Here is a 25,630-nt window from a genome sequence, read left to right as displayed (position 1 = left end):
TCTAAGTAAATTAATTTACACTTGAAAAGTGTGTCAGTACCTGGAAATCATTAGGTAAACGCGACCAATAAAGTTGATTTCATTAATTGCACAATCAAAAGTTACGTCATTATCACAAACTCGGATCTTACTGACTGGGATTTTTGTAATTTTTTTAATGCTGTGCATGCCTTCAATATCAATTAACCATAAACCATCCTGAACATCATGTTCTTCTGTATCTAGCAAATACCAGGTATTATTATTATCGATAATAAGAGGTTTTTTTATTTTTCTGGCAATAAGTTGATTATCTAAAATCACTGGGTCGTCATCGCTTAGCTTTCCACCAACCAATTTAACGCGTTGTATTTTTGGGGTAATAATGTTTTTTAAAGATTCCTTTTTCTTTTCTCGATCAGGGAACATCTCTCCTTGTCCTGTGCTTAGCCATAACAATGAAGCATTGGTTTCAAGGTTGCATTGAATAACCCAATCGGCTGGAAAGCTGTCCCTTAAATAACGGTTCGCCATTGTGCTTTTAGACACACCTAAATGGTCGCTCAATGCTTGACGCGATTTAAACCCATATGCACTAACAAGGCGTTCGATAGCTTGTTTTCCTCCACTATCTGCACCCATTTTTATCTCAGTTATGTTTTTTTTCATTGAAAGTACAGTTTGGTGAGTTTGCCATCTCCACAAAGCCCTCTGATTAAGAGCTATAGTGATCCCAAATAAATTTATTAGATCCGATAGGGGATATTGCATCATGGGCATATAAATTTCAATCTATATACTTTGTGAAACTATATCATCTAAATAAAGAGAAAAAATCTTCTAATCGATAAAATAAGAAAAACTTATTAATTACAATGGATTGTGATTGGAAAGAAACCTTTTTAACCATTAATTATTTCAATAAAAACAATAATTAATATATTAACACTATCAAATATAGTTCTCAAAAAAGATGAAAAACCACTTTAAATTTTTCTAATCAAAGTGTACTGTTCTTATATACAGTTATGTTATGCGGAGGTAAGTTTGTCAGTGGACTTTCTTATGGAATCAGTAATAGCGCAACGTATTAATTTTATAGCCAGAATGGCAACGAGCTGTGAATGTAATCATGCTGAAGATAAAGAACTTGCTTTAGTTTGGATTGCTGAGTTGTCGACACCACTTGCAGAACAACTTATTAACCACCACGAAACGCTTGAAGAATAAATGCGGCAGATAAATGTGGGAATTCTGTATGATAAATAATCTAAAGTTTCTAAGTTGATAATGATTGCATTGGAAAATGAGCTGAGAAATAGACTTTGCCTATGAACTCAGCAAATTTTGGAAGATATGATTAATTATAAATTAGCCACTGAAAAGTGGCTTCTTGCTTCTCATTTGTACTGTTTCCTTAACAATATTGTTTCATTGGTTCTCTCCCACTATTCAGCGCACCATAACACTTTAACTTAACAATATTGACTAAATTAGAGGGGGGTATACCTAATGAAAATAATTGCACAGCAGAATGATACTGTTGATGCTTTATGCTGGCGTCATTATGGTCGGACTCAAGGCATGACAGAACAAGTACTATTAGTTAACCCAGGTTTGGCTGAATATGGTGTAATTCTGCCACATGGTACAGAAGTTGAGATGCCGGAAATTATGACAGCTACAACGAAACCTATTTTGCAACTATGGGATTAAAGATATCCATACTAATTTGATGGTTTTAAACAGAGTTATCACTCTATACCCAATGGATTTCAAGATGCATCGCGACGGCAAGGGAGCGAATCCCCGGGAGCATAGATAACGATGTGACCGGGGTGAGTGAGTGCAGCCAACAAAGAAGCAACTTGAAAGATGACAGGTATATATCAGGAAATTAAACTTATCTATTTTGGCTAGATAAATAAACAGTTGAACTGGAACGTTATACTTAATATATAGTCAAGCAGCGAAAATTTGAATTTTTTGAACTATTAGAGTCAAACTTTAACAAAAGAATTACCTAGTAACATAGATTACATAAAGGCCCTTCTCGATTACGGGAGGGGCTTTTTAATTTATATTGTTATCTTTTCCCTTTTCAAGAAACTTGTTTTGTCTTTCTTACAATTCCTCTTTGATGTTGGCAACTGTCTTTGCTGGCATTCTTTCATACATAAACCCACAACCACCAAATGGCATTTTTCCAAACATGGATACACAACTAACAGAACTTTTGCGCTTATTGCGTAATCTGATCAGAACTGGTGTTGTTACCGAGGTAGATACCAACCGGGGAGTGTGCCGGATTGCAACAGGCAATCTCGAAACTGACTGGCGGCCTTGGTTAACAATGCGAGCAGGTAATTCCCGAACTTGGTGGGCTCCCAGCCGTGGTGAGCAAGTTTTGCTGTTATCTGTTGGTGGTGAATTGACCACCTCCTTTGTATTGCCAGCTATTTATTCTAATCAATTTCCGGAGCCATCGACTTTTGACCATATTGATTTTCCTGATAGTGGATTACCAGCCATCTATTCTAATCAATCTGCGGCACCATCGGGTCGTTCTGAACAAGCTGTTCATATTGTTTTTCCTGATGGGGCAAGAATGGAATATGAGCCGAAATTTGGAGCCTTAAAGGTAACAGGTATTAAGACTGCTAAGGTACAGGCTTCATATTCTATAGATCTTGAAGCGACGAATATAAAACTAAAAGCAAACAACGAAATAAAACTAGAGTCATATAACGAGATTAAATTGGAGTCATACAACGAGATTGGGCTGGATGCAAAAAACAAAATTGACTTGAAAGCACTCAACAAGATTGGGCTGGATGCAAAAAAAGAGCTCGAACTGAAATCACATGAAGTCAAGTGTGAAGCAGAAGAAAAAATCGAATTGAAGGCATCAGAACTGACGTTGAAAGGTAACACGAAACTGGAAGGTAATGTCGAGAACACAGGCGGAAAACTCAGTTCTAATGGTGTAACCCTACATTCGCACCAACACACCGGTGTCATGGCAGGCGGTGCAACAACAGGAGGCCCAGTATAATGATGTACCTTGGAATGAATCGACAAACCGGTCGTAGCCTGACGGATTTGGATCATGTACGCCAGTCTGTCAGCGACATCTTACTAACCCCCGTTGGTAGTCGTTTGGAACGTCGTACTTATGGCTCCCTGCTACCCGAATTAATTGACTGGCCACAGAACGCGGCTCTACGCCTGCAAATGATGGCAGCCACCTATACAGCTATCAGCCGCTGGGAACCGAGAATTAATCTGACAGCTATCACCATAAATACCCAACAAGACGGCAAAATGACAGTAGATATCTCTGGTCATTATCAGCTGTCCCCTGGGGGGTTTTCTCTATCTATCCCTGTGAGGTAAAACAATGCCGACCATTGATCTAAGCCAGTTGCCGCCACCTGATGTAGTCGAGCCACTGGATTATGAAAGCCTGTTGGCTGAACGTAAAGCCAAATTAATATCTCTTTATCCTGAAGAGCAACGGGATGCTATTACACGAACATTGGAATTGGAATCCGAACCTCTGGTTAAGTTACTTGAGGAAAACGCGTACCGGGAGTTGATATTGCGCCAGCGGGTTAATGAAGCCGCTCGTGCAGTAATGTTGGCCTATGCAACCAATAGAGATTTAGACCAGTTAGGAGCGAACTATAACGTTACTCGGGCAGTTATGGAGCCTGATAGTACCTTCCGTGATCGTATCCAAAGAGCCTTCGAAGGGCTAAGTGTTGCAGGGCCGATAGGTGCGTATGAATATCATGCCCTTAAAGTTAATGAAAGTATTCATGCTAATAGAAATGAATACAAAGGCGAATATCAAACTGTTGCAGATGTTTCCGTCGTCAGCCCATCACCAGCCAATGTGACGGTGACTGTTTTGTCGCGGAAATGGAAATGGGAAAAAGATAAAGAAGACGAAGAGGATAAAGAGCATAGCGGTGTAGCTTCACAAGAGTTATTGGATAAAGTGATTGCGGCACTTAATGACGAAAACGTCAGACCGGTTGCTGATCGGGTAAAAGTACAGTCAGCCAACATAGTGGAATATCAAATTGATGCTGTGCTTTATCTCTATCCGACACCTGAATCTGAACCTATCCGTAAACTGGCTCAACAAAATATGGATAAGTACGTGCTAGATCAACATAAGTTGGGGAGAGATATTCGGTTATCTGCCATTTATGCTGCCCTGCATGTCGCAGGAGTACAACAGGTAGAACTGAGAGCCCCGACGAAGGACATAATTCTGTGTAAAGATCAGGCTCCTTATTGTACCGGTGCAAAACTGGAAATAGGGAAAACACAAACTGATGATTGTTCCAAGCCAAATCCAGGTTTGATAGTGGGAGGTTCTGATGAATGACCGCCTGTTACCAACAGGTTCTACGGTTTTGGAATTGGCTGCTGCTAAGGCATGTTCGCAATTGCAGAATATTCCAGTACCACTTCGCCAACTCTGGAATCCTGATATTTGCCCTGAGGAATTACTACCCTATCTGGCGTGGGCGTGGTCGGTTGATCGTTGGGACGAAAACTGGCCTGTAAGCACTAAGCGGGACGTAATAAAAAATTCGCTATTTCTGCACAAACATAAGGGAACCATTGGTGCTGTCCGTCGTGTGGTAGAACCGCTTGGCTATCTCATTCAAATAAAGGAATGGTGGCTGAACAACGAAACACCGGGCACATTCCGGTTGGCGATAGGGGTACAGGAAAATGGGATCACCGAAGAAACTTTTTTAGAGCTGGAACGGCTAATTTCTGATGCCAAGCCTGTAAGCCGTCATTTGATAGGTTTGTCAATCAACCTGGATGTTAAGGGCGAGTTTTATTGCGCTGCGACGAGTTATAGTGGAGATGACCTCACTGTTTACCAATATCTCCCTGACGTCATCACAACTAGCGACAATGCTCCTTTAGGAGCTGCAATTCATTTGATCGAGACAGATACATTGAGGGTTTCACCATGAAATACTTTGCAATTTTAACTAACCTAGGCGCGGCGAAACTGGCGAACGCTGCTGCTTTGGGGACAAAAGTCGATATTACTCACATGGCTGTTGGTGACGGTGGCGGTAAATTACCAGATCCTGACGTCAATCAGACAAAATTAATTAATGAAAAGCGTCGTGCTGCAATTAATACATTAAGTGTCGACCCGGTAAACACAAACCAAATTATTGCCGAACAAATTATCCCTGAAGGTGAGGGTGGTTGGTGGATGCGTGAAATTGGTTTGTTTGATGGTGAAGGTAACTTGATTGCAGTAGCAAACTGCCCGGAAACCTATAAACCACAATTACAGGAAGGTTCGGGTAGAACACAAACTATCAGAATGATCTTGATTGTCAGCAATACGGATTCGGTAACGCTGAAAATCGATCCCTCTGTCGTTCTGGCGACTCGTGATTATGTAGATAGCTCTATCCAGAAACATGAAAAAAGCCGTAATCACCCAGATGCCACATTGACAGAGAAAGGTTTTACAAAACTTAATAGTGCCATTAACAGTAATGATGAAACTACAGCAGCAACACCCAAAGCGGTAAAAGCAGCTTATGATAATGCTAATAGTAAATTGGCAAAAAACCAAAATGGCGCGGATATCCTAGATAAAAATGCTTTTGTGAAAAACCTTGGTTTATTGGAAAAGCTAATTCCGATAGGTGTACCACTTCCTTGGCCGACGGCAACACTGCCGGATGGGTGGTTACAATGCAATGGTGCGGCCTTTGATAAAGCGAAATTTCCGGAATTAGCCAAGGCTTATCCTGGTGGTAATTTGCCCGATTTGCGCGGGGAATTTATTCGCGGTTGGGATGACAAACGTGGCGTTGATCCAGACCGTACATTATTGGTATGGCAAGAAGGGTCTTATTTACTACAGGAAACTCAACAAGCTGCTGATAATGTTGTTAACTTCTCAGTTAATGAGCGTACGAAATTACAATGGGATACTCCCCAAAATAAAGATATTCCATTAAGAGCTAGAGCTTCTGGAGGTTCAGCAACAACCTGGACTACCAATGCAGCTTATATAGGGGTATCAAGGCCACGTAACGTAGCGTTTAACTATATTGTAAGGGCAGCATAATGCTCATGTCTGTACTTGAAGAGATCCCGGGAGGAATACCGACTGACATACCACCAAATGGTTGGGTGAAATGTAATGGGGCAATCTTTGATAAGTCTTTATATCCCAAATTAGCGGAAACTTATCCCAGTGGTAGATTACCTGATTTACGTGGTGAATTTATCCGGGGCTGGGATGATGGACGTGGGGTGGATGTCGGTCGATATCTCCTATCCTTTCAATTGGCAGATATTGCTCCACATAGTCACAGAATTGAACGGATGTGGTCCAACTCAAATGGTGGAACTGAGAAGGTGGGTACACCAAGCTATATTCTCAATAGTGTCTACCAAAACGTTAACTACGGTATTGATCCTCGCGGACTAGGCATCGCTATGGGAATGGGAGCTGGTGGTTTCGGTTATATGGATAATGCGATTGCTGCTTCAACAGGAATAGAAACACGCCCACGAAGCGTGGCATTTAATTACATTGTGAGGATTGCCTGATGAATAAGGCTGTACTGGATAAAAATAATATTGCTATCAGTACCGGAAGTATCGTTGTGTTTAATTACGATGCGATTACGCTGGAATATTTAAACAGTTCTGATGAGTATCTTCCCGTTGGTGTCGGTCTTCCTGCTAATTCTTGCACAGACGTGCCACCTGATACCGAAGAGGGATATATCGCCTGCCGTTCATCTGATTTAACCGATTGGCAAATTGTACCAGATTATCGAGGAAAAATAGCTTACGACACCCAAACTGGGGAACAGAAGGAAATCATTAAACCGGGCGAATTACCAGAAACACTGACGTGCAAACAACCAAACACTGATTTTGATAAGTGGGATGGTGAAAAATGGGTAACGGACATTGAAGCTCAAAAAAACAGTCAGATTGAACAGGCAGAACAACACCGTGTCACTCTTCGCCAACAGGCTGATGAAGTCATGACTTTATTACAATATGCTATTGAGACTGAGATGGCCTCTGACACAGAAAAAGCATTATTGCTTGCCTGGAAGAAATATGTGGTATTACTGAGCCGTGTTGATACTTCAATGGTTTCAGATGTTGATTGGCCACAAATACCAAAATAATAAAATTATCAAGACCGGGCATTATCCTGTCCCCGGTCTTTTTTCTGTGATGACAGGCTATGTTAGCCTGTCGATTTCCGATGCTTTTGAAGTATCAACCCGGTTTAGTATGGCTAGGTATTTTTTCCATTCCAATAAGACCTGGCACATTAGGTAAATACTTATTGATTAACCTAAAGAGTCAGAGTAGAAAAAGGCCTGCGGTTTGTGAACGGCGGGCCTATATTATTTATACTGGTTGTGCGGGCCACTCAATATCTGGTGCTATGGTGGGATCAATGCGGTTTGCTTGCATTCGGTATTTTTTCCAGGCTTTGAGTCGCTCTATCTCTTCCAGAGTTGCTTCTTCTAGCTCAACGGTATCCTGTAAGGGAGCAATAGTATTGCTGGCAAGGGCTAACAATTCTTCTTTACGTCTTTCTGCTTGAGCAACTAACTCGCCCTTTGTGTACTTACGCGGAACAATAGCGCCATTTATATATTGCCATTGGCCTGAAATATCACAAGAATCAAGCAGATTACTTACTTCAGCCACACTCATTCCCTCTGGATTAAAAGCTGATACATCTCCTGATATAGAACGGATTACATTATTAAAATCATACATTACTTTGATTGTATCAGGATTAAAGCTTTTCTGGCATTCATACCAGTCTTGACCGTCTTCTGATTTCAAATAAATGACATTAAAATCTTCAATGATTTTTCTGGCTTGTTCTGAGTCAGGTGTATATTGGGAAAAATTTTTAATGTTTTGCATATATTAATCACCTTACTAAATATTGGATATATTCATCCATATGCCGTTAACTTTCTTCTGTATCGGCCTACGGTTTACGGTGTCAACTAGCTCATTTCTGTTTCCATTTATTACAGCAGTAATGGCATACCCACTTGCGTTTGTATCTCCAGAACTTTTCTGTACTTGCGCGCTCTCTTTGGCACCAAAACGAATATCTTGAATATAACGCGTGTCTGATTCTGATTTTGTATAAGCGCCAATAATCGCAGCGGTTGGTCTATATCCTTCATGATAGACTTGATACCCTCTAACCCGAAGATTATCAGATTTAAGGCTCATCCATTCATTAGTTGGCCCTCCAGAAAGGGCATGCTGCCATTTGAAATATTCGTTACCATTATCCCCTGTTTTAAACCACATATAGGAGTCTGCATCACCATCTCCGGTGTTTTTAAAACCGATAGAGGCAAAGTCGGTGTTTCTGTTCCAACTCAGCATAGAATCAGTAGTAATAGTTATGTCACCTGTTACATTGCCACCGCTGCGTTGCAACGCGTCTGCGGCTTTAGTAACGGTTTCTATCAAACCAAGGTTTTTAAAAGCTCGCCAATCCGTGATAATTTCGATAATAATAGTCTCATAATGGTATTAGGCAGGGTTACATATGGCGAAGATTGGCTATATTCGGGTGTCAATAAATGACCAGAACTGTGGTTTACAGAGAAATGCGTTGATGTGTATAAATTATCATCTATTTTTGTAGGGAAAATCTGTGAAAAAATAATCAATGAACAGAACTAAAAGTTCACGACAGAAGAAACAGATATTGATTTATAGAGGTTTCCTTTTCCACTTTCTATAAAGTACAGATAGTTGAATAATTAGAAAAAATAATAAATTAAGCAACCTGATTTGTACCATCTCCCACACATTTCCCATCGAATGATTTAATAATTCGGATACTTCAACATAGCGGGACACCTTAACAGGAGAACCGCTAATATGGCACAAGATTATCATCACGGCGTCCGTGTACAGGAAATTAACGAGGGCACGCGTACCATCACTACAGTTAGCACCGCTATTGTTGGTATGGTCTGTACTGGTCCTGAAGCAGACGAAAAAACTTTTCCACTAAACACTCCGGTCTTGATTACTGATGTTTCACTCGCCATTGGCAAAGCTGGTAAAACCGGTACATTGCCTCAGGCACTTAAAGCTATTTCAGACCAGTCTAAACCCGTTACTGTTGTTGTCCGTGTAGCACAAGGTGAAACGGAAGGTGATACCACCACCAATATCATTGGTACTACAACTAGTGAAGGTAAGAAAACCGGTATACAGGCACTGTTGGCAGCACAAAGCCAATTAGGTGTGAAGCCTCGTATTCTGGGAGTCCCTGGGCTGGATACAAAAGCTGTTGCTGTTGAGTTGGCGAGTATCGCGCAGAAACTGAGAGCAATGGCTTATATCAGTGCCTATGGCAGTAAGACTATCTCAGAAGTTATCGAATATCGCAAAAACTTCAGTCAACGAGAACTGATGTTGATTTGGCCTGATTTCCTGAGTTGGGATACGGTTTCTAATAAAGAAACTATCGCCTACGCGACTGCTCGTGCATTGGGTTTGCGTGCAAAAATTGATGAAGAAACAGGTTGGCACAAAACACTGTCCAACATCGGTGTCAATGGTGTGACCGGTCTTTCAGCAGACGTCTTCTGGGATCTTCAAGATCCAGCAACAGACTCAGGCCTGCTAAACCAAAATGGTATCACGACACTTATCCGTAAGAACGGTTTCCGTTTCTGGGGTTCCCGTACTTGCGCTGATGACCCATTGTTCCAGTTCGAAAGTTACACTCGTACTGCCCAAGTATTAGCTGACACTATGGCGGAAGCACATATGTGGGCAATCGATAAACCACTGACTCCTTCACTGGTACGAGACATTATCGAAGGTATCAATGCTAAGTTCCGCGAACTGAAATCTGGGGGTTACATTATTGACGGTCAGTGTTGGTATGACGAAAACGCCAATGATAAAGACACCTTGAAAGCGGGCAAATTGACCCTCGATTACGACTATACACCTGTACCACCACTGGAAAACATGATGTTACGCCAGCGTATTACAGATCGTTACCTGATGGATTTCGCGAAAAGCATAAACGGCTAAGGGGACACAGATGGCATTACCTCGCAAACTTAAATTCCTGAACTTGTTTAATGATGGCAATAGTTATCAGGGAATCGTGGAAGAAATTACTCTGCCTAAGCTGAGTCGTAAACTGGAAACCTATCGTGGCGGTGGTATGAACGGTAGCGCAACCGTGGACTTAGGCTTGGATGAAGGTGCATTGGACGTTGAATTTACTCTGGGAGGTATGGAAGCTCAACATTATCGGCAATGGGGTCTGACCAAAGCTGATGGCGTAATGTTGCGCTTTGCGGGCTCCTGCCAGCGCGATGATACCAGCGATGTGATTGCTGTTGAAATCGTGATGCGTGGCCGTTTCCATGAGTTTGACCACGGTGCTTATAAGCAGGGAGATAATACTCAGACCAAAATCAGCGCTAAAAACACCTATTTCAAATTGACATGGGATGGTGAAGTTCTGATCGAAGTGGATACCGTTAACATGGTTGAAGTCGTTAATGGTGAGGATCGCTTGGCAGATCACCGTCGCGCTATGGGTCTTTAATCTAATCGGATAAACAAGGTTGAACCATGACAGAAACACTAATTACTCAAAACGACGAGCAGCGCACAATCGTATTAGAAGAACCGCTTGCACGTGGTAGTAGCAACATCACTGAAGTGGTGGTGCGCAAACCGAACAGTGGCGCGCTGCGTGGTGCTCGGCTACAGGCTTTGCTGGAGATGGATGTGGATTCAATGATATTGGTTTTGCCACGTGTTACCACACCAGCGCTCACTAAAAGCGACCTGTTGTCAATGACACCCGGCGATCTGATTAATCTCAGTGTTGAGGTGGTCAATTTTTTGTTACCGAAGTCGGCGAAGTCCGGTTTCCAGACCGACTAACCGTAGATGAATTGGTGGCAGATATTGCCACCGTTTTCCACTGGTCTCCGGCAGTGACAGATGAAATGTCACTACCGGAATTACTGGACTGGCGACATCGGGCCATCTTACGAAGTGGTGCAGAAAATGAGTAATACACAGTCACAGCTTAAATTGGTAATACAGTCCGTTAATAAGCTGACCAGCGCCTTGAAATCTGCCCAGCGAAACAATAAAAGGTTGGCAGATTCTCTCCGGCAAAATCGTGATGAATTTAAGCGATTAAATCAGACTTATGAAGCAATTAAATCTTATTCTGCTCCTGAATATGCGCAGGAAACTGCGCATACCAGTGACAAAAAGGAAGAAAATCGCGGTGAAGGTCGTTATAGCAAAATCAAAGAGCTTCGTGACCGCGTTAGTCAATATGGTGCTAGTGCAAAATCAGCCGGTAGTAAGATACTGACAACCAGTAAAAACTTTCTGATGCCCGGTTATGATCTTAATGTTCAAATGTCTAAAATTCAGGCACAAACCAATATTGAAAAAAATTCTCCTGAATACGCCATGTTGCTTAACCAAAGTCGTGAGTTGAGCAAAAGTACAGGGATTCCGGCCAGTCAGATTGCACAGGGACAGAGCCTGTATGCCTCCAAGGGGTATTCTCCTGACCAGATAAAGAATGTGATGCCTGGTGCGGTATTAATGTCTCAGGCAAGCGGTACAGATTTCGCCAATGTGGTTGATATTAGTACTAATGTACTGGAAGGGTTTAAATTACAATCCGAAGAGATGGGGCATGTTAGTGATGTTTTGACGGCAACGCTTATTGGCTCAAAAACAACGTTGGCGGGATTGGGTGACACCATGAAATCTGTCGCTCCAGCGGCCACTTCTTTGGGGATTGATATTGAAACCGTTGCGGCTGCTACAAGAAAGTTAAGTGATGCCAATATTAAGGGAAGTGAAGCTGGAGAGGCTTTAAGCAATGTACTAAGTCGGTTGGCTGAACCGCCTAAAGCTGCTGCTGCCGTATTGAAACAACTAGATATTAAAACTCGTGATGCTAAAGGTAATTTACGGCAATTACCTGATATTCTCGTTGAACTAGATGATAAAACCCGTTCAATGAGCGGTAAACAACGTACGAGTTATTTCACCGCAATTGGTGGTGAAAATGCTGCTCCTGCTTTGGATGTATTGGTAAATCAGGCAGGGCAGGGAGGATTGCAAACTTTTATCGCTGAACTAAAACGTGTTCAAGGCGAATCCCAAAAAGTTGCATCTGTAGTGACGAATAATCTCACCGGTGATATCCAAAAACTCAATGCCGCTTGGAGTAATCTGGGCGTTCAGATGTTTTCTGGCGTAGAAGGTCCTGCAAGAGAAGTCACTCAGCAAGTAACAAATGTAGTCAATAAAGTCAGTGAATGGATGGAAGCCAACCCACGCTTGGCTGCAACGCTTGCGACTATTACGGTGGTGGTCGGAGGCATATTAACTGTGTTTGGCGCATTGGCACAGGCGATCGCTTCGATATTGCTTCCATTAGCTGTAGCGAAATATAGTCTTACTTTCTTTGGTAGTACTGGTGTGAGGGCGCTCGGATTAGTCGGGAATGCTCTGAAAATGTTGGGTAGCACCATGATGATCGTTGGTCGTTTGATGATGGCTAACCCAATCCTCGCCATTATTGGTGTCATTGCTATGGCTGCTGTTTATATTTGGCAAAACTGGGAAACATTGGGGCCGAAAATTTCTCAGCTTTGGGAAAATATTAAAATTAGCCTAAGTGAGAAATGGGAATCCATTAAACAGAGTGTTCTGCAAACCTGGGAAAGTATTAAAACTAATATCAGTAATGCTTGGGAATTAGTTAAGCAGAACACGTTGGATATCTGGGAGAATATTAAAATATCGATTTCGGATAAATGGAATGAAATTATTACTGACGTAATGAATCTGCCCAGTAAATTTAAAGAGGTTGGCACAGCGATAGTTAACAGTTTATTGGAGGGGATTAATGAAAAATGGGAAGCCCTGAAAAATAAACTGACTTCATTGTCTGAGTATCTCCCTGACTGGATGCGGTCAAAGGAAGATATTTCAAAAGACGCCAGTAATAATGTGAGTCCTAATGTTAGTTCGGTTCTGCCCAAGCATGACAAAGGGGGCATTATTCCGGCTGGCCGATTTGGTATTGTGGGTGAATATGGACCAGAGATTGTCACTGGCCCTGTCAATGTTATTAGCCGACGACAGACTGCCAAACTTGCTGCCGCTGCGGCATTTTCTTTGAGCGTAATGGCACCTTCTGCCGCAGCCAGAACCGCACCATTGCATGTTCAGAGCTTACCGGTTCATGCTTATCCTCAGATTCAGGAAAAGAAAGCAGACAAACGGCAGATGGTAGAGTATCGCAGTGAATCACCGGTCTATCATATAAATATCTATGGTGCACCGGGGCAATCTGCGCAGGATATTGCAGCAGCGGTTAGGCGCGAATTGGATGATCGGGAACGTAAACAGCAGGCGCGTTTACGCAGTTCATTCTCTGATAGAGGAGAATTCTAATTATGATGGCTGCACTGGGTTTATTTGTTTTTATGTTGAAGACCACACCATACCAGAGTATGCAACATCAGCAGTCATGGCGGCATGCTTTTAACAGCCGTATCGGGATACGGCCTGCTTGGCAATTTCTGGGGCCGGGTAACGACACAATGACACTTTCCGGTTCGTTATATCCAGAAATTACCGGTGGTCGTTTATCATTGACGGTATTACAAGTGATGGCTGATAGCGGTAAAGCTTGGTCCTTTATAGATGGCAGTGGCACGGTTTACGGTATGTTTGTCATTGAGAGTATTGACCAGACGAAAACTGAATTTATGTCGAATGGTTCTGCCCGCAAAATTGATTTCACATTGACATTACGGCGAGTGGATAGTTCTCTAGGTGAAATGTTCGGTGATCTTCAGGAACAATTCTCTATGCTTACAGACAATTTGTCAGATAGAGTCAGAGAGGTATTGTCATGACATCTGAATTTGGCAGAGGTTCCGAAAAAGGCAGTGCACCGGCATTTCTTTTGGAAATTGACAATAAAGATATCAGCGGGCGCATTCAATCGCGCCTGATGTCACTCACAATGACCGATAATCGTGGCTTTGAAGCTGACCAGCTTGATATTGAACTGGATGATGCAGATGGAAGTTTGGTGCTACCTTCCAGAGGTAATGTAATTTCATTGGCGTTAGGATGGCGTGATCAGCCACTGATTAGTAAAGGGCGTTTTACTGTGGATGAAATTGGTCACAGTGGAGCGCCGGATAAATTAACAATTCGTGCCCGTAGTGCTGATTTCCGTGAATCTCTCAATATGAGACGTGAAGAGTCTTATCATAAGAAAACGATAGGTGATATTGTCCATACTATCGCGGCGAGAAATAACCTTACCGCCGATTTGCATCAGGATATTGCGAAGATATTTATTAACCATATTGATCAGACGAATGAGTCAGATGGTAGTTTTCTTACGCGCTTGGCAAGGCAGGAAGGAGCAATTGCTTCAGTAAAAAATGGTAAGTTGATATTTATTCGGCAAGGACAGAATAAAACAGCCAGTGGTGCGGTTATCCCTGGATTAGTGATTACACGTCGGTCTGGTGACAATCATAATTTTACGCTGTCCGATCGTGAGGCTTATACCGGCGTGGTAGCAAACTGGTTGGATGTCCGTAAACCGGAGAAAAAACATACCTTAACCGTTGAGCGAAAAAGTCAGAAAAATGCTGATAAATTAACCTCTTATTTAGTAGGTAGCAAAGATAACGTATTGGAACTTTCCCGTATTTATGCTGATGAAGCCAGCGCTAAACGTGCTGCCAAAGTTGCTTGGGAGAAAATACAACGTGGGGCAGCGACGTTTTCGATTCAACTGGCTCAGGGGCGTGCAGATCTCTACCCTGAAATACCAATCAAAGTTACCGGCTTTAAACCAGAAATAGATGCTGCCGAATGGACATTAACGACAGTCACTCACACGGTGAATGGATCTGATGGTGGTTTTACAACAGCACTGACTCTGGAATTAAAAATTGATGATCTCGATATGAAATAAATGTTCTTCAAATGAGATCTCATTGCTATATTGTTCACATTATGAGAGTTCATGTTTTAGTTAAGGGTAAGAAAATATGATCAAGTGTCCTCTTTGTGGTAAAGCGGCTCATGCACGCAGCAGCTTTGAGCATTCCTGCCATACAAAAGAACGTTATAATCAATGTCAAAACATCAATTGTGGTGCAACTTTCGTCAGCCATGAAACGTTTGTCCGCTTTATTTCCAAACCTGGTGAAGTAATAAGTGTTAAGCCGCATCCCAAAGAAAAAACTAAAACTCAATTGAATGTGACTTGAAAATTAAAAGTTAATTGTAAATATTTGCCACCAAAAAAACAGGTGGCTTTTTACTCGGATGCTCGATTTGTTATATATCTTTCTGCTAGCTACGTTGCTAAATATCTTGTGAATTAGTTAATAAATTCACTTGCGTCCCTAGTCATATTTTGTCAGCTTTGGTGTAATCAGAATCACTGATCAACACTTACCAAAGTAGGACAATAATGATGAAAAATGTGGGCTTTATCGGCTGGCGCGGTATGGTCGGCTCAGTATTAATGCAGCGTATGATTGAAGAGCAGGATTTTGATGTTATTTGTCCGGTATTCTTCACGACATCACAACACGGACAGCCAGCACCTGATTTTACTGGTCAGCAAGGTACGTTACAGAATGCTTTCGATATCGAAGCTCTTGGTGCTTTGGATATTATTATTAGCTGTCAAGGGGGAGATTATACTAATGAGATTTATCCAAAGTTAAGGGCAACGGGTTGGCAGGGATATTGGATTGATGCAGCGTCAGCGCTGCGTATGAATGATGATTCCATCATTATTTTAGATCCAGTTAACCATACGCATATTCAGCAAGGTCTTAATAAAGGCATAAAAACTTTTGTTGGTGGTAATTGTACCGTTAGCCTAATGTTGATGTCTTTAGGGGGCTTATTTGCTAATGATTTGGTTGAATGGGCTTCTGTTGCAACTTATCAGGCAGCTTCTGGTGCAGGTGCTCGTCATATGCGGGAACTACTGGTTCAGATGGGATCTCTACATACTCAGGTAGCAAAAGAGTTGCAAGATCCGGCATCGGCTATTCTGGATATTGAAAGAAAAGTAACGGATTTCACCCGTAGCGGAGTTATGTCAACTGAGAAATTTAGCGTGCCGTTGGCAGGTAGTTTGATTCCGTGGATTGATAAACAGCTTGATAATGGCCAAAGCCGTGAAGAGTGGAAAGGTCAGGCAGAAACCAACAAGATCCTGAATACCGGTAATAACATCATTACTGTGGATGGTTTGTGTGTACGTATTGGGGCGCTGCGTTGCCACAGCCAGGCATTTACTTTGAAATTGAAAAAAGATATTTCGATTCCTGAAATTGAGCAATTACTGGCTGCGCATAACGACTGGGTTCGTGTTATTCCAAATGATCGCGAATTGAGTATGCGTGAATTAACTCCGGCGGCGGTAACGGGAACTTTGGATACTCCTGTAGGGCGTTTACGTAAGCTGAATATGGGACCAGAGTATTTATCTGCTTTTACTGTCGGTGACCAATTGCTGTGGGGAGCAGCAGAGCCTCTGCGTCGTATGCTACGTATCTTGATTTAATAATTTTAATCTATCTATTTATGTGAAAATCCACTCGTTATTCGAGTGGATTTATCTATATAGCTCTGTTCATTGTTTCTTTATTGGTTTTTTTTTGTTATGTTACATAAGTTATGTTAATGGTTTTGTGATTTGAAAATAAGAAATCGGTTTTATAAGGGGAGATATGAAGCAAGATAACCTACTGGATTTAAAGGTAAGGGAATTAAGAGAGTTAGCGAAAACTTTATCTTTTCGCTATCTAACTCATAGTAAAATAAGAATGGATTTTAATTCAAAAATAAATCTTTTTGTAGAGGATATATTAGGTCAGGTTCGTATTCACTGTTTATCTTCAAATGGTGCAATTGAGATTATTCAGTTTGAAATAGATCACTTAAAAGAACAAGCTTTCTGTTTGACAGCAAACAGAGTAAAGCAATATGCAATAATTGAAAGGGAAAAAGAGAAATCAAGTTATACTAATCTTATATTAAAACAGATCGGGTTTGTTGGTGGCGGCACTCAAATTCTTGCAGGTTATACAGTCTGTAAAGCTTCTTTAGGGTTAGCATGTGCCTCATTCGGTGCGCCATTAATGGCCCATGGGTATAATAATGTTGTTGAAAATGGATATTATCTACTGTACAGAGAAAATATTAATGGTGGTGTCAGAGAAGGATATAGGTATGTTGCTAATAAAATTGGTTTAAGTGATAAAGATGCAGATATTACTTATGCAACTGTTGATTTAGTGCTTTCAGGTTATGGCATTTTTAGAAAAGTTTTGAAGCCAAGAGAGAAATCTTGGAGTTTATTTAGAAATATTAATAGTGATTTTATCAGAGGATGGAGAGAAATGGGAGTTGTGAGCTTAACTACAGAAGGTATTGTTGATGTTTCTACAGTTTTGAGTATTTATCAGCTAGAAAAGGAAAAATAATGATGGATTATATTGATGTTACAATTTCCACTCAATCTACTTGGCAGGATATTTTTCTGTACTATTCTTTATCATTGATTGTTTTGTTTTTTCTTTTTTTTATGAAAATTTTCATAGAAAAAAAAAGAAGTTATATACTCTCTGTTTTTGGTTTCTTTATAATAGTAATGTTTGGTTCAATTCAATTGTTTATTGTTAAATATGATGGTTATCATGAAATTATATCAATGTTTATTAATTTAAATAGTGAAGTAATTAGAGTGGGTAGTGTGATATTTTCTGTTTTATATGCGTGCATGTTACCAAGAAAATATGGGGATTAATTTAAAATTAAATGGTTGTAAAATTAACTTATCAATGGGTAGAGTAAGTTTTAAGTTAATGTTTAATTATTGAAAACATAGTATGCTATATTAAATAAGGTTTCATAATTCCGATATATATGATTTTCTTCAACTAATTGTTATACATAGAATTATATGTTATGTAACGTTTAGTACTATTTTGGAAAGTTATTTAGTGTTCAATTGATTTTGACAGGATATGAGTACAATATACCTAATTTTATTAATTTTAAAAATGAAAGTATAAAGGTTGGTGGTTTTATATTTTCCTTATTGTATATTATTTTAATGCCAAGAAGATATTCTAGGTGATTTTTTCAAAGATATAATAAAATGTCAGAATTAATTTAGTTACTGGACTAATTGTTGATAACGCTACAGCTCTGAGTATTTGTCAGCTAGAAAAGGAAAAATAATGATGGACTATATAGATGTTACAATTTCCATTCAATCTAATTGGCAGGATATTTTTCTGTACTATTCTTTATCATTGATTATTTTATTTTTTCTTTTTTTTATGAAAATTTCCATAGAAAAAAAAGAAGTTATGTACTCTCTGTTTTTGGTTTCTTTATAATAGTAATGTTTGGTTCAATTCAATTGTTTATTGTTAAATATGATGGTTACCATGATATTATATCAATGTTTATTAATTTAAATAGTGAAGTAATCAGAATAGGTAGTGTGATATTTTCTGTTTTATATGCTTTGGCTCTACCAAGAAAATTCGTTAATGAAAAAAGGCGTTAAATTAAAACGCCTTGTTTTGATTATTTAATAAATTCTGTCATCCCAAATACTATAACCGCCAGTACCTGCGATAAGGTGATTCCAGGTAATATTGGTATATTTTAACGAAATACTTTCCTGTGGTGGAAGCTCATTATGATTCAATGAATGTGGATGTAAGACACTTATTTCAGTGATTGTGGCACCAGTGATCTTTATATTGTAATAACGTTCTTGAGCACCATTTGAATTAGTTCGGTAAAAATCAATAGAGCATTCAAGAGACTCATTCTCAGAAATAGCAACACCGAGTAATGGTGATGATTTGTCGATAGGTTTTTGGATAATAATGGGTTGATGATCGACATTTTGAGTCCGTGTTATCGCATGGCTTAAGCTATAAACTAATATCTGATCAAAGTGGTTTGCTTGATATTTATTACCAATGGAATCAACAGAAGAACATCCAGCCGATATTAATCCTTGTTTTTTTCCCTTTATTGTCATGTAAATCATGTCAGCCATATTATACCCTTAGATTATATTTAAGTGATGTTTTACAGAAACATTAAATAAATTACACTTTATTGGTTATAAATAACAGATAAAAAAAGCGCTCATAGAGAATCAATATGAGCGCTTTTTTAAATTTATAATAATATCAACTAGATATCAATATTAGCTGCTTTCAGGGCATTCTCTTCAATAAATGCTCGACGAGGTTCAACAGCATCACCCATCAGAGTTGTAAACAGTTGGTCAGTTGCAATGGCATCTTTTACTGTCACACGCATCATGCGGCGAGTTTCCGGGTTCATGGTTGTTTCCCATAACTGTTCAGGGTTCATTTCTCCCAAACCTTTATAACGCTGTATAGACAACCCACGGCGAGACTCTTTAGTCAACCAGTTTAGCGCTTGTTCAAAACTGCTAACCGGTTGGCGTCGTTCACCACGTTCGATGTACGCGTCTTCTTCGATCAAGTTGCGAAGCTTATCACCTAGTAGAGTGATGCGGTGATATTCACCGCCGTGGACAAAATCGAAGTCCAATAGATAATCAGTATCAACACCGTGTGTACGAACACACAGAACCGGTTCGTACATTTGGCGCTCACGATTTTCATGGAGGCGATAACTGTAGCTGCTGCCGTTTTGTTCACTGTCATTCAAACGGGTGACCAGCATTTCAATCCATTCTTCAACTTTCGCCTTATCAGACAATGTTTCTTCGGTCAGATTCGGATGATAAATTAGGCTATTCAATAAACTTAGCGGATACAAACGTTCCATGCGTTTAATGATTTTTTGAACACCATTAAATTCGGTCACTAATTTTTCTAGCGGTTCGCCTCTCAGGGCTGGTACGTGCTCATTGGTGTAAAGTGAGGCACCATCTAGTGCAATGGATAGTTGGTACTCATCCATTGCTTCATCATCTTTAATATATTGTTCTTGTTTGCCTTTTTTGACTTTATACAGTGGCGGCTGAGCAATAAACACATGACCACGTTCAATGATTTCTGGCATTTGACGATAGAAGAAAGTCAGCAAGAGAGTACGAATATGAGAACCATCGACATCCGCATCCGTCATGATAATAATGCTGTGATAACGCAGCTTATCTGGGTTATATTCGTCACGGCCAATACCGCAGCCCAATGCGGTGATCAGGGTTGCCACTTCCTGAGAAGAGAGCATTTTATCGAAACGCGCTTTTTCGACATTCAGGATTTTGCCTTTTAGCGGCAAAATTGCCTGATTTTTGCGGTTACGGCCCTGTTTTGCCGAACCACCCGCAGAGTCCCCTTCCACTAAGTAGAGTTCAGAGAGTGCCGGATCACGTTCCTGGCAATCCGCCAGTTTGCCTGGCAACCCAGCCAGATCAAGAGCGCCTTTACGACGTGTCATTTCACGCGCTTTACGGGCTGCTTCACGAGCACGGGCAGCATCAATAATTTTACTGACGACAGTTTTAGCGTCGTTTGGATTTTCTAATAAGTATTCCACTAGCTTCTCATTCATCAGCGTTTCAACCGCAGTTTTCACTTCGGAAGAGACCAGTTTGTCTTTAGTCTGAGAAGAGAATTTTGGATCAGGTACTTTAACGGAAATAACAGCAACTAAACCTTCACGAGCATCATCACCAGTGGCGCTGACTTTGGATTTCTTGTTGTACCCTTCTTTATCCATGTAACTATTAAGAGTACGTGTCATCGCAGTACGGAAGCCAACTAAGTGAGTTCCCCCATCGCGTTGTGGGATATTATTGGTAAAGCAATAAATATTTTCCTGGAAACCATCGTTCCATTGCATTGAGATTTCAACACCGATGCCATCTTTTTCTGTAGAAAAATAGAAAACATTTGGATGAATGGGAGTTTTGTTTTTATTTAGGAACTCAACAAACGCTTTAATTCCACCTTCATAATGGAAGTGGTCTTCTATATTAGTGCGCTTATCAATGAGGCGGATGGATACACCGGAATTCAGGAAGGATAGTTCACGCAGGCGTTTAGCCAGAATGTCGTGCTGGAATTCTGTGTTATCACGGAAAGTATCCATGCTCGGCCAGAAACGGACACGGGTACCTGTCTGTTCAGTTTCTCCAACGACTTTCAGTGGGCTTTGTGGCACACCAAGGTGATAAGTCTGTTCATGAACTTTGCCGTCACGGCGGATAACCAATTCCAGCTTTTCAGACAAGGCGTTAACAACAGAAACCCCTACGCCGTGCAGACCGCCGGAGACTTTATAAGAGTTATCATCGAATTTACCCCCCGCATGCAGCACCGTCATAATAACTTCGGCTGCTGAAACACCTTCTTCTTCGTGTATACCGGTAGGAATACCACGGCCATCATCCTGTACGGAGACTGAGTTATCAGCATGGATAGTGACGATAACTTCACTACAGTGGCCTGCGAGGGCTTCGTCGATAGCGTTGTCGACAACCTCGAAGACCATGTGGTGTAAGCCGGTACCATCGTCTGTATCACCGATATACATGCCCGGACGTTTACGCACCGCATCCAGCCCTTTTAATACCTTGATACTTGAGGAGTCATATGTATTCGACATCAACGTTTCTCGCTCATTTTTAATCCTGTGGTTGAACCTCTATTTTGCCATTTTCCACGCGAAACATCTTGCTATTTCCATCAAGCATGTCTGTTATTTGGTCAGGATTTATCGCGCTGACAAATACCTGAGCTTGCGTGGATTTTAGACGAGCGGCCAGCAACTGACGGCGGCTGGTATCCAGTTCGGAGGCAAAATCATCAAGCAGATACAGACATTGTTGTCCGCTCTGTCGGGTGAAATATTCACCCTGTGCTAGCCGCAGTGCGCACATCAGTAACTTTAATTGACCGCGGGATAGCATATCTTCTACTGGCGTTCCTTCTGCACGAATGCGCAGATCTGCCTTATGTGGGCCGGAAGCTGTATAGGTTAACGTTCTGTCACGCTCAAATTGGCGCTCCAGTAATTCAGCATAATCACTCTCTTTGTCCCATCCCTGTTGAAAAGAGAAACTTAATGTAAATTCGGGTAAGAACTGCTTACAGGTATTCGTGATATCCTGAGTGATGTTTGTAACATATTCACCACGCCACTGATTTATTTGGTTAGCGAGTGGTATCAATTCCTGATCCCAAGGCCGTATCTGGCTGTAGCGGGTAACTTGCCGTAGTGCTGCATTGCGTTGTTTGAGTAGCCGTTTTAAGTTTACCCATGCAGAAAAAAAGCGTGGCTCATTGTGAAAGCACCCCCAGTCAATAAAAGCCCGTCGATACTTTGGCCCGCCATTTAACAGGGTAAACCCTTCTGGAGTAATAAGCTGCATAGGTAACATCTTAGCCAGTTCTGCAATTTTACCGCCATCACTACCATCAATTCTGACTTTACTGTCGCCATTACGGTTTTTACTCAGGCCGATAGACCGTTCCCGCTCATTCTCCTGTTGCCCTAGCCGCCCATGCAGAACGAACTCATCGCAGCCATGAAGGATTACCCGTCCTGCCTGAATGCTACGAAAAGAGCGCCCGTGACCCAGCGTATAAATCGCTTCCAGTACGCTGGTTTTACCGCTGCCATTAGAGCCAACCAGAAAGTTAAATCCGGTAGCTAGAGGCAAATCAGCGGCGGCGATATTACGAAAATCGCGGATAAGTAAACGCGTGAGAGTCATATACCTGAAATAAAAATCCGGTTACAGGCGCATTGGCATCACGACATAAGCCGCATTGTGGTTTGCACAGTCTTCTATCTGAACACTAGAAATAGCATCAGTCAGTAGTAAACGGACCTCTTCACATCTTAGTGTATTGAGAACATCTAGTACGTAACTGACATTAAAGCCTATTTCCATTTCAGCCCCTTGGTAGCTGACATCGACAATCTCTTCGGCTTCTTCCTGTTCAGGGTTATTTGCTGTGATTCTTAGCTGGTTTTCACTGAAATAAAGGCGAACTCCGCGAAATTTCTCATTAGAGAGAATAGCTGCACGTGAAAAAGCCTGTTTCAGCATATCGCAATTAGCTTCCAGAGTTTTATCTGGGTTCTTTGGTAATACACGACGATAATCAGGGAAACGTCCATCCACCAATTTAGAGGTGAAAATAAAGTCGCCAACGTGGGCACGAATATTGTTACTACCGATTTGTAACTGTAGCGGAGTATCACCACCATCCAGCAATCTCATGAGTTCAATAACGCCTTTACGTGGCACGATGACTGAATGGGAAGGCAATTTTTGACCAATTCCCATAGAACAGACTGCCAGACGGTGACCATCGGTTGCAACTGTACGTAGCTCTTCTCCTTCGGTTTCAAACAACATACCGTTGAGGTAATAGCGGACATCCTGGTGAGCCATTGAGAACTGAGTTGATTCAATAAGGCGCTTCAGTGTGGCCTGAGGCAGTGAAAACTCCACCTCACTTTGCCAGTCATCAAGATTTGGAAAATCAGATGCGGGCAATGTGGAAAGTGAGAAGCGGCTGCGACCAGAACGCACCAATAGGCGGTCACCATCCAGTTCTACACTGATCTCGGCCCCGTCTGGCAAACCTCGCCAGATATCAAAGAATTTACGTGCCGGTACTGTGGTTGCACCTACTTCGTGTGGCAATGAAAGCGTGACTCTTGCCATCATTTCCATTTCTAAATCTGTGCCGGTCAGCAACAGGGAGCCTTCTGTAACCTGTAGTAATAAATTACCAAGAATAGGCAGAGTAGGGCGCCCACTCAGCGGGCTACTGACCTGTTGCAGTGGTTTTAACAATTGCTCACGTTCAATGATAAATTTCATAGCACTAGGAAGACAATGTTCTGATTAAGTTAGAAAAATCCTCTTTGATGTCGTGACTTTCTTCACGCAGTTGCTCGATTTTACGACAAGCATGCAGCACAGTTGTATGGTCACGTCCACCAAAGGCATCCCCGATTTCAGGCAAGCTGTGGTTGGTTAACTCTTTTGCCAGCGCCATTGCCATTTGCCTTGGACGGGCAACGGAACGGGAGCGCCGTTTGGAAAGTAAATCGGCCACCTTAATTTTATAATACTCAGCGACTGTTTTCTGAATATTATCAATGGTAACCAGTTTTTCTTGCAATGCTAACAGATCACGTAATGCTTCACGTACAAAATCAATGGTAATCGCTCGGCCAGTAAAATTGGCATTTGCTATTACCCTATTTAATGCCCCTTCAAGCTCACGGACATTAGAACGCAGACGTTTGGCTATAAAGAAAGCGACTTCTCCTGGTAACTGGATTTCGTTTTCGTCTGCCTTCTTCATCAAAATAGCGACACGGGTTTCGAGTTCCGGTGGTTCAATTGCAACGGTTAGTCCCCAGCCAAAACGGGATTTTAACCGATCTTCTACCCCATTGATCTCTTTTGGGTAGCGATCTGATGTCAGAATAATCTGTTGATTACCTTCCAGTAATGCATTGAATGTGTGGAAGAACTCTTCTTGCGAGCGTTCTTTATTGGCAAAAAACTGAATATCATCGATCAATAATGCGTCGACAGAGCGGTAATAGCGTTTGAACTCTTCTATTGCATTATTTTGTAATGCCTTGACCATATCCTGAACAAAACGTTCAGAATGCATATAGACCACCTTGGCATTTGCCTTACGTGCCATAATACTGTTACCTACGGCATGTAATAGATGGGTTTTACCCAAACCGGTACCACCATAAAGAAATAGTGGGTTATAGGCACCGCCGGGATTATCAGCGACCTGTCTTGCAGCAGCACGAGCGAGTTGGTTGGATTTACCTTCAACAAAGTTATCAAAAGTATGTTTTGGGTTAACATTAGAGCGATAAGAGAGCTCGGGTTGTACCGCGGTGTTATCCCAACTGGGGCGTACTGATGTGTTTTGTGGTGCAGGTGCAACCGGCGTATGAGTAACAACCCTTTGTGGTGGGCTATCGTTTTGGGAAACGGGTTTATTGCCAACTTCAAAACGTAATAATGGTACTTCTGCTCCACAGAAGTCATTCAACAATCCATTGATATTGTTGATATACTTCTCTCTTACCCAGTCCAGAACGAACCGATTTGGGGCATAAAGTGCCAGCGTGTTACCACTTAGCTCTGCCTGAAGGGGGCGTATCCACATACTGAATTCTGTGGCAGGTAATTCATCCTGCAATCGGGCAAGACATTGCTGCCAAAGCGAAAGTGACACGGTGGACTCCCCTAAAACAAGGCCAATTAACAATTAAAGAAATCGGAGTGGTTAGCTCATTATGTTGGGTACAAAACAACGACTCCTCTAAGGTGAGGAAGGATCAATTGTCATGTGTATGGCGATTTTTAATGTCATCGCTCCCCCATGATCCGAGGATAAGATCCAAATCATGGCTTGGGATCATAGCGCAAAAGACGATATAGATCTTCATTCTTTTACACAGTTTAAGC

At 41.4% G+C, this 25,630-nt stretch carries 29 protein-coding genes; 20 read left to right on the top strand and 9 right to left on the bottom strand.

The window, feature by feature from the left end; translation table 11 throughout:
- Nucleotides 1-33 precede the first annotated feature (33 nt).
- Nucleotides 34-648 carry a helix-turn-helix domain-containing protein gene (locus PluTT01m_RS00145; protein WP_011144441.1) on the bottom strand — a complete coding sequence of 205 codons (615 nt, stop codon included), beginning with the start codon at nt 646-648 and terminating at the stop codon, nt 34-36.
- 396 nt (nt 649-1,044) lie between these two features.
- On the opposite strand from PluTT01m_RS00145, the gene PluTT01m_RS27065 reads away from it, so the two are divergent.
- The 9 genes from PluTT01m_RS27065 (at nt 1,045) to PluTT01m_RS00105 (ending at nt 7,193) form a co-directional block, all read left to right on the top strand.
- On the top strand, nt 1,045-1,209 hold the full coding sequence (locus PluTT01m_RS27065; protein WP_164488458.1) for a hypothetical protein: 165 nt from the start codon (nt 1,045-1,047) through the stop codon (nt 1,207-1,209).
- Nucleotides 1,210-1,491: 282 nt separating this feature from the next.
- Nucleotides 1,492-1,695, top strand: coding sequence for a tail protein X (locus PluTT01m_RS00140; protein ID WP_011144439.1), 204 nt, complete (start codon nt 1,492-1,494; stop codon nt 1,693-1,695).
- A gap of 496 nt (nt 1,696-2,191) precedes the next feature.
- The gene (locus PluTT01m_RS00135; protein WP_011144438.1) at nt 2,192-3,034 is read left to right on the top strand and encodes a phage baseplate assembly protein V; all 843 of its coding nucleotides are present in this window, start codon (nt 2,192-2,194) and stop codon (nt 3,032-3,034) included.
- On the top strand, nt 3,034-3,375 hold the full coding sequence (locus PluTT01m_RS00130; RefSeq protein WP_011144437.1) for a GPW/gp25 family protein: 342 nt from the start codon (nt 3,034-3,036) through the stop codon (nt 3,373-3,375). Before PluTT01m_RS00135 ends, PluTT01m_RS00130 begins: the two co-directional genes overlap by 1 nt.
- Before the next feature lie 4 nt (nt 3,376-3,379).
- Entirely contained in the window at nt 3,380-4,378 is a 999-nt protein-coding gene (locus PluTT01m_RS00125) for a baseplate assembly protein (protein ID WP_011144436.1), read from the top strand.
- Entirely contained in the window at nt 4,371-4,985 is a 615-nt protein-coding gene (locus tag PluTT01m_RS00120) for a phage tail protein I (protein ID WP_011144435.1), read from the top strand. Before PluTT01m_RS00125 ends, PluTT01m_RS00120 begins: the two co-directional genes overlap by 8 nt.
- Complete coding sequence (locus PluTT01m_RS00115; RefSeq protein WP_011144434.1) at nt 4,982-6,109, top strand: phage tail protein; 1,128 nt, start codon at nt 4,982-4,984, stop codon at nt 6,107-6,109. Before PluTT01m_RS00120 ends, PluTT01m_RS00115 begins: the two co-directional genes overlap by 4 nt.
- A complete protein-coding gene (locus PluTT01m_RS00110; RefSeq protein WP_011144433.1) occupies nt 6,109-6,597 on the top strand; it encodes a phage tail protein in 489 nt (162 codons plus the stop codon). The genes PluTT01m_RS00115 and PluTT01m_RS00110 overlap by 1 nt, the downstream gene beginning before the upstream one ends.
- Complete coding sequence (locus PluTT01m_RS00105) at nt 6,597-7,193, top strand: tail fiber assembly protein (RefSeq protein WP_011144432.1); 597 nt, start codon at nt 6,597-6,599, stop codon at nt 7,191-7,193. Before PluTT01m_RS00110 ends, PluTT01m_RS00105 begins: the two co-directional genes overlap by 1 nt.
- Before the next feature lie 57 nt (nt 7,194-7,250).
- Here PluTT01m_RS00105 and PluTT01m_RS28125 read toward each other — a convergent pair whose 3' ends face one another.
- The 3 genes from PluTT01m_RS28125 to PluTT01m_RS27310 all read right to left on the bottom strand — a co-directional run bounded on the left by PluTT01m_RS28125 (nt 7,251) and on the right by PluTT01m_RS27310 (nt 8,520).
- On the bottom strand, nt 7,251-7,343 hold the full coding sequence (locus tag PluTT01m_RS28125) for a tail fiber assembly protein (RefSeq protein WP_071824074.1): 93 nt from the start codon (nt 7,341-7,343) through the stop codon (nt 7,251-7,253).
- A 79-nt stretch (nt 7,344-7,422) separates the two neighbouring features.
- Nucleotides 7,423-7,953: a tail fiber assembly protein gene (locus tag PluTT01m_RS00095; protein ID WP_011144431.1), complete on the bottom strand. Its 531-nt coding sequence runs from the start codon at nt 7,951-7,953 to the stop codon at nt 7,423-7,425.
- Nucleotides 7,954-7,968: 15 nt separating this feature from the next.
- A complete protein-coding gene (locus PluTT01m_RS27310) occupies nt 7,969-8,520 on the bottom strand; it encodes a hypothetical protein (protein ID WP_011144430.1) in 552 nt (183 codons plus the stop codon).
- A gap of 417 nt (nt 8,521-8,937) precedes the next feature.
- Here PluTT01m_RS27310 and PluTT01m_RS00080 point away from each other — a divergent pair, with 417 nt between their 5' ends.
- The 11 genes from PluTT01m_RS00080 to PluTT01m_RS00030 all read left to right on the top strand — a co-directional run bounded on the left by PluTT01m_RS00080 (nt 8,938) and on the right by PluTT01m_RS00030 (nt 17,941).
- On the top strand, nt 8,938-10,110 hold the full coding sequence (locus PluTT01m_RS00080) for a phage tail sheath protein (protein WP_011144428.1): 1,173 nt from the start codon (nt 8,938-8,940) through the stop codon (nt 10,108-10,110).
- A 10-nt stretch (nt 10,111-10,120) separates the two neighbouring features.
- Nucleotides 10,121-10,636, top strand: a complete 516-nt coding sequence (locus PluTT01m_RS00075; RefSeq protein WP_011144427.1) for a phage major tail tube protein — start codon at nt 10,121-10,123, stop codon at nt 10,634-10,636.
- Between the two features lie 26 nt (nt 10,637-10,662).
- Complete coding sequence (locus tag PluTT01m_RS00070) at nt 10,663-10,980, top strand: phage tail assembly protein (protein WP_011144426.1); 318 nt, start codon at nt 10,663-10,665, stop codon at nt 10,978-10,980.
- A gap of 14 nt (nt 10,981-10,994) precedes the next feature.
- Nucleotides 10,995-11,114 carry a GpE family phage tail protein gene (locus PluTT01m_RS00065; protein WP_011144425.1) on the top strand — a complete coding sequence of 40 codons (120 nt, stop codon included), beginning with the start codon at nt 10,995-10,997 and terminating at the stop codon, nt 11,112-11,114.
- The gene (locus tag PluTT01m_RS00060) at nt 11,107-13,533 is read left to right on the top strand and encodes a phage tail tape measure protein (protein WP_232507890.1); all 2,427 of its coding nucleotides are present in this window, start codon (nt 11,107-11,109) and stop codon (nt 13,531-13,533) included. The genes PluTT01m_RS00065 and PluTT01m_RS00060 overlap by 8 nt, the downstream gene beginning before the upstream one ends.
- A 2-nt stretch (nt 13,534-13,535) precedes the next feature.
- The gene (locus PluTT01m_RS00055; RefSeq protein WP_011144423.1) at nt 13,536-14,000 is read left to right on the top strand and encodes a phage tail protein; all 465 of its coding nucleotides are present in this window, start codon (nt 13,536-13,538) and stop codon (nt 13,998-14,000) included.
- Nucleotides 13,997-15,082, top strand: coding sequence for a phage late control D family protein (locus PluTT01m_RS00050; protein WP_011144422.1), 1,086 nt, complete (start codon nt 13,997-13,999; stop codon nt 15,080-15,082). Before PluTT01m_RS00055 ends, PluTT01m_RS00050 begins: the two co-directional genes overlap by 4 nt.
- Nucleotides 15,083-15,158: 76 nt before the next feature.
- The gene (locus tag PluTT01m_RS00045; RefSeq protein WP_011144421.1) at nt 15,159-15,380 is read left to right on the top strand and encodes an ogr/Delta-like zinc finger family protein; all 222 of its coding nucleotides are present in this window, start codon (nt 15,159-15,161) and stop codon (nt 15,378-15,380) included.
- A 209-nt stretch (nt 15,381-15,589) separates the two neighbouring features.
- Entirely contained in the window at nt 15,590-16,696 is a 1,107-nt protein-coding gene (gene asd / locus PluTT01m_RS00040; protein ID WP_041379845.1) for an aspartate-semialdehyde dehydrogenase, read from the top strand.
- Between the two features lie 166 nt (nt 16,697-16,862).
- Nucleotides 16,863-17,618, top strand: a complete 756-nt coding sequence (locus PluTT01m_RS00035) for a DUF4225 domain-containing protein (RefSeq protein WP_011144419.1) — start codon at nt 16,863-16,865, stop codon at nt 17,616-17,618.
- Complete coding sequence (locus PluTT01m_RS00030) at nt 17,618-17,941, top strand: hypothetical protein (RefSeq protein WP_041379844.1); 324 nt, start codon at nt 17,618-17,620, stop codon at nt 17,939-17,941. The genes PluTT01m_RS00035 and PluTT01m_RS00030 overlap by 1 nt, the downstream gene beginning before the upstream one ends.
- A gap of 795 nt (nt 17,942-18,736) precedes the next feature.
- Here PluTT01m_RS00030 and PluTT01m_RS00025 read toward each other — a convergent pair.
- The 5 genes from PluTT01m_RS00025 to dnaA form a co-directional block, all read right to left on the bottom strand.
- Nucleotides 18,737-19,216, bottom strand: a complete 480-nt coding sequence (locus PluTT01m_RS00025; protein WP_011144418.1) for an Hcp family type VI secretion system effector — start codon at nt 19,214-19,216, stop codon at nt 18,737-18,739.
- 140 nt (nt 19,217-19,356) lie between these two features.
- A complete protein-coding gene (gyrB, locus tag PluTT01m_RS00020) occupies nt 19,357-21,771 on the bottom strand; it encodes a DNA topoisomerase (ATP-hydrolyzing) subunit B (protein WP_011144417.1) in 2,415 nt (804 codons plus the stop codon).
- A gap of 19 nt (nt 21,772-21,790) precedes the next feature.
- The gene (gene recF / locus PluTT01m_RS00015) at nt 21,791-22,882 is read right to left on the bottom strand and encodes a DNA replication/repair protein RecF (RefSeq protein WP_011144416.1); all 1,092 of its coding nucleotides are present in this window, start codon (nt 22,880-22,882) and stop codon (nt 21,791-21,793) included.
- 21 nt (nt 22,883-22,903) lie between these two features.
- The gene (gene dnaN / locus PluTT01m_RS00010; protein WP_011144415.1) at nt 22,904-24,004 is read right to left on the bottom strand and encodes a DNA polymerase III subunit beta; all 1,101 of its coding nucleotides are present in this window, start codon (nt 24,002-24,004) and stop codon (nt 22,904-22,906) included.
- A gap of 4 nt (nt 24,005-24,008) precedes the next feature.
- Nucleotides 24,009-25,397: a chromosomal replication initiator protein DnaA gene (dnaA, locus tag PluTT01m_RS00005; RefSeq protein WP_011144414.1), complete on the bottom strand. Its 1,389-nt coding sequence runs from the start codon at nt 25,395-25,397 to the stop codon at nt 24,009-24,011.
- Nucleotides 25,398-25,630 lie beyond the last annotated feature (233 nt).

Source organism: Photorhabdus laumondii subsp. laumondii (assembly GCF_003343245.1).
Classification (GTDB): Bacteria; Pseudomonadota; Gammaproteobacteria; order Enterobacterales; family Enterobacteriaceae; genus Photorhabdus; species Photorhabdus laumondii.
The sequence above is the reverse complement of the archived record's forward strand: the minus strand, read 5'-3'. Positions and strand labels throughout refer to the sequence as shown.

Coding starts and splice junctions, on each gene's coding strand:
- PluTT01m_RS00145 (WP_011144441.1), bottom strand. CDS start 648: ATGAAAAAAAACATAACTGAGATAAAAATGGGTGCAGATAGTGGAGGA.
- PluTT01m_RS27065 (WP_164488458.1), top strand. CDS start 1,045: ATGGAATCAGTAATAGCGCAACGTATTAATTTTATAGCCAGAATGGCA.
- PluTT01m_RS00140 (WP_011144439.1), top strand. CDS start 1,492: ATGAAAATAATTGCACAGCAGAATGATACTGTTGATGCTTTATGCTGG.
- PluTT01m_RS00135 (WP_011144438.1), top strand. CDS start 2,192: ATGGATACACAACTAACAGAACTTTTGCGCTTATTGCGTAATCTGATC.
- PluTT01m_RS00130 (WP_011144437.1), top strand. CDS start 3,034: ATGATGTACCTTGGAATGAATCGACAAACCGGTCGTAGCCTGACGGAT.
- PluTT01m_RS00125 (WP_011144436.1), top strand. CDS start 3,380: ATGCCGACCATTGATCTAAGCCAGTTGCCGCCACCTGATGTAGTCGAG.
- PluTT01m_RS00120 (WP_011144435.1), top strand. CDS start 4,371: ATGAATGACCGCCTGTTACCAACAGGTTCTACGGTTTTGGAATTGGCT.
- PluTT01m_RS00115 (WP_011144434.1), top strand. CDS start 4,982: ATGAAATACTTTGCAATTTTAACTAACCTAGGCGCGGCGAAACTGGCG.
- PluTT01m_RS00110 (WP_011144433.1), top strand. CDS start 6,109: ATGCTCATGTCTGTACTTGAAGAGATCCCGGGAGGAATACCGACTGAC.
- PluTT01m_RS00105 (WP_011144432.1), top strand. CDS start 6,597: ATGAATAAGGCTGTACTGGATAAAAATAATATTGCTATCAGTACCGGA.
- PluTT01m_RS28125 (WP_071824074.1), bottom strand. CDS start 7,343: ATGTGCCAGGTCTTATTGGAATGGAAAAAATACCTAGCCATACTAAAC.
- PluTT01m_RS00095 (WP_011144431.1), bottom strand. CDS start 7,953: ATGCAAAACATTAAAAATTTTTCCCAATATACACCTGACTCAGAACAA.
- PluTT01m_RS00080 (WP_011144428.1), top strand. CDS start 8,938: ATGGCACAAGATTATCATCACGGCGTCCGTGTACAGGAAATTAACGAG.
- PluTT01m_RS00075 (WP_011144427.1), top strand. CDS start 10,121: ATGGCATTACCTCGCAAACTTAAATTCCTGAACTTGTTTAATGATGGC.
- PluTT01m_RS00070 (WP_011144426.1), top strand. CDS start 10,663: ATGACAGAAACACTAATTACTCAAAACGACGAGCAGCGCACAATCGTA.
- PluTT01m_RS00060 (WP_232507890.1), top strand. CDS start 11,107: ATGAGTAATACACAGTCACAGCTTAAATTGGTAATACAGTCCGTTAAT.
- PluTT01m_RS00055 (WP_011144423.1), top strand. CDS start 13,536: ATGATGGCTGCACTGGGTTTATTTGTTTTTATGTTGAAGACCACACCA.
- PluTT01m_RS00050 (WP_011144422.1), top strand. CDS start 13,997: ATGACATCTGAATTTGGCAGAGGTTCCGAAAAAGGCAGTGCACCGGCA.
- PluTT01m_RS00045 (WP_011144421.1), top strand. CDS start 15,159: ATGATCAAGTGTCCTCTTTGTGGTAAAGCGGCTCATGCACGCAGCAGC.
- asd (WP_041379845.1), top strand. CDS start 15,590: ATGAAAAATGTGGGCTTTATCGGCTGGCGCGGTATGGTCGGCTCAGTA.
- PluTT01m_RS00035 (WP_011144419.1), top strand. CDS start 16,863: ATGAAGCAAGATAACCTACTGGATTTAAAGGTAAGGGAATTAAGAGAG.
- PluTT01m_RS00030 (WP_041379844.1), top strand. CDS start 17,618: ATGATGGATTATATTGATGTTACAATTTCCACTCAATCTACTTGGCAG.
- PluTT01m_RS00025 (WP_011144418.1), bottom strand. CDS start 19,216: ATGGCTGACATGATTTACATGACAATAAAGGGAAAAAAACAAGGATTA.
- gyrB (WP_011144417.1), bottom strand. CDS start 21,771: ATGTCGAATACATATGACTCCTCAAGTATCAAGGTATTAAAAGGGCTG.
- recF (WP_011144416.1), bottom strand. CDS start 22,882: ATGACTCTCACGCGTTTACTTATCCGCGATTTTCGTAATATCGCCGCC.
- dnaN (WP_011144415.1), bottom strand. CDS start 24,004: ATGAAATTTATCATTGAACGTGAGCAATTGTTAAAACCACTGCAACAG.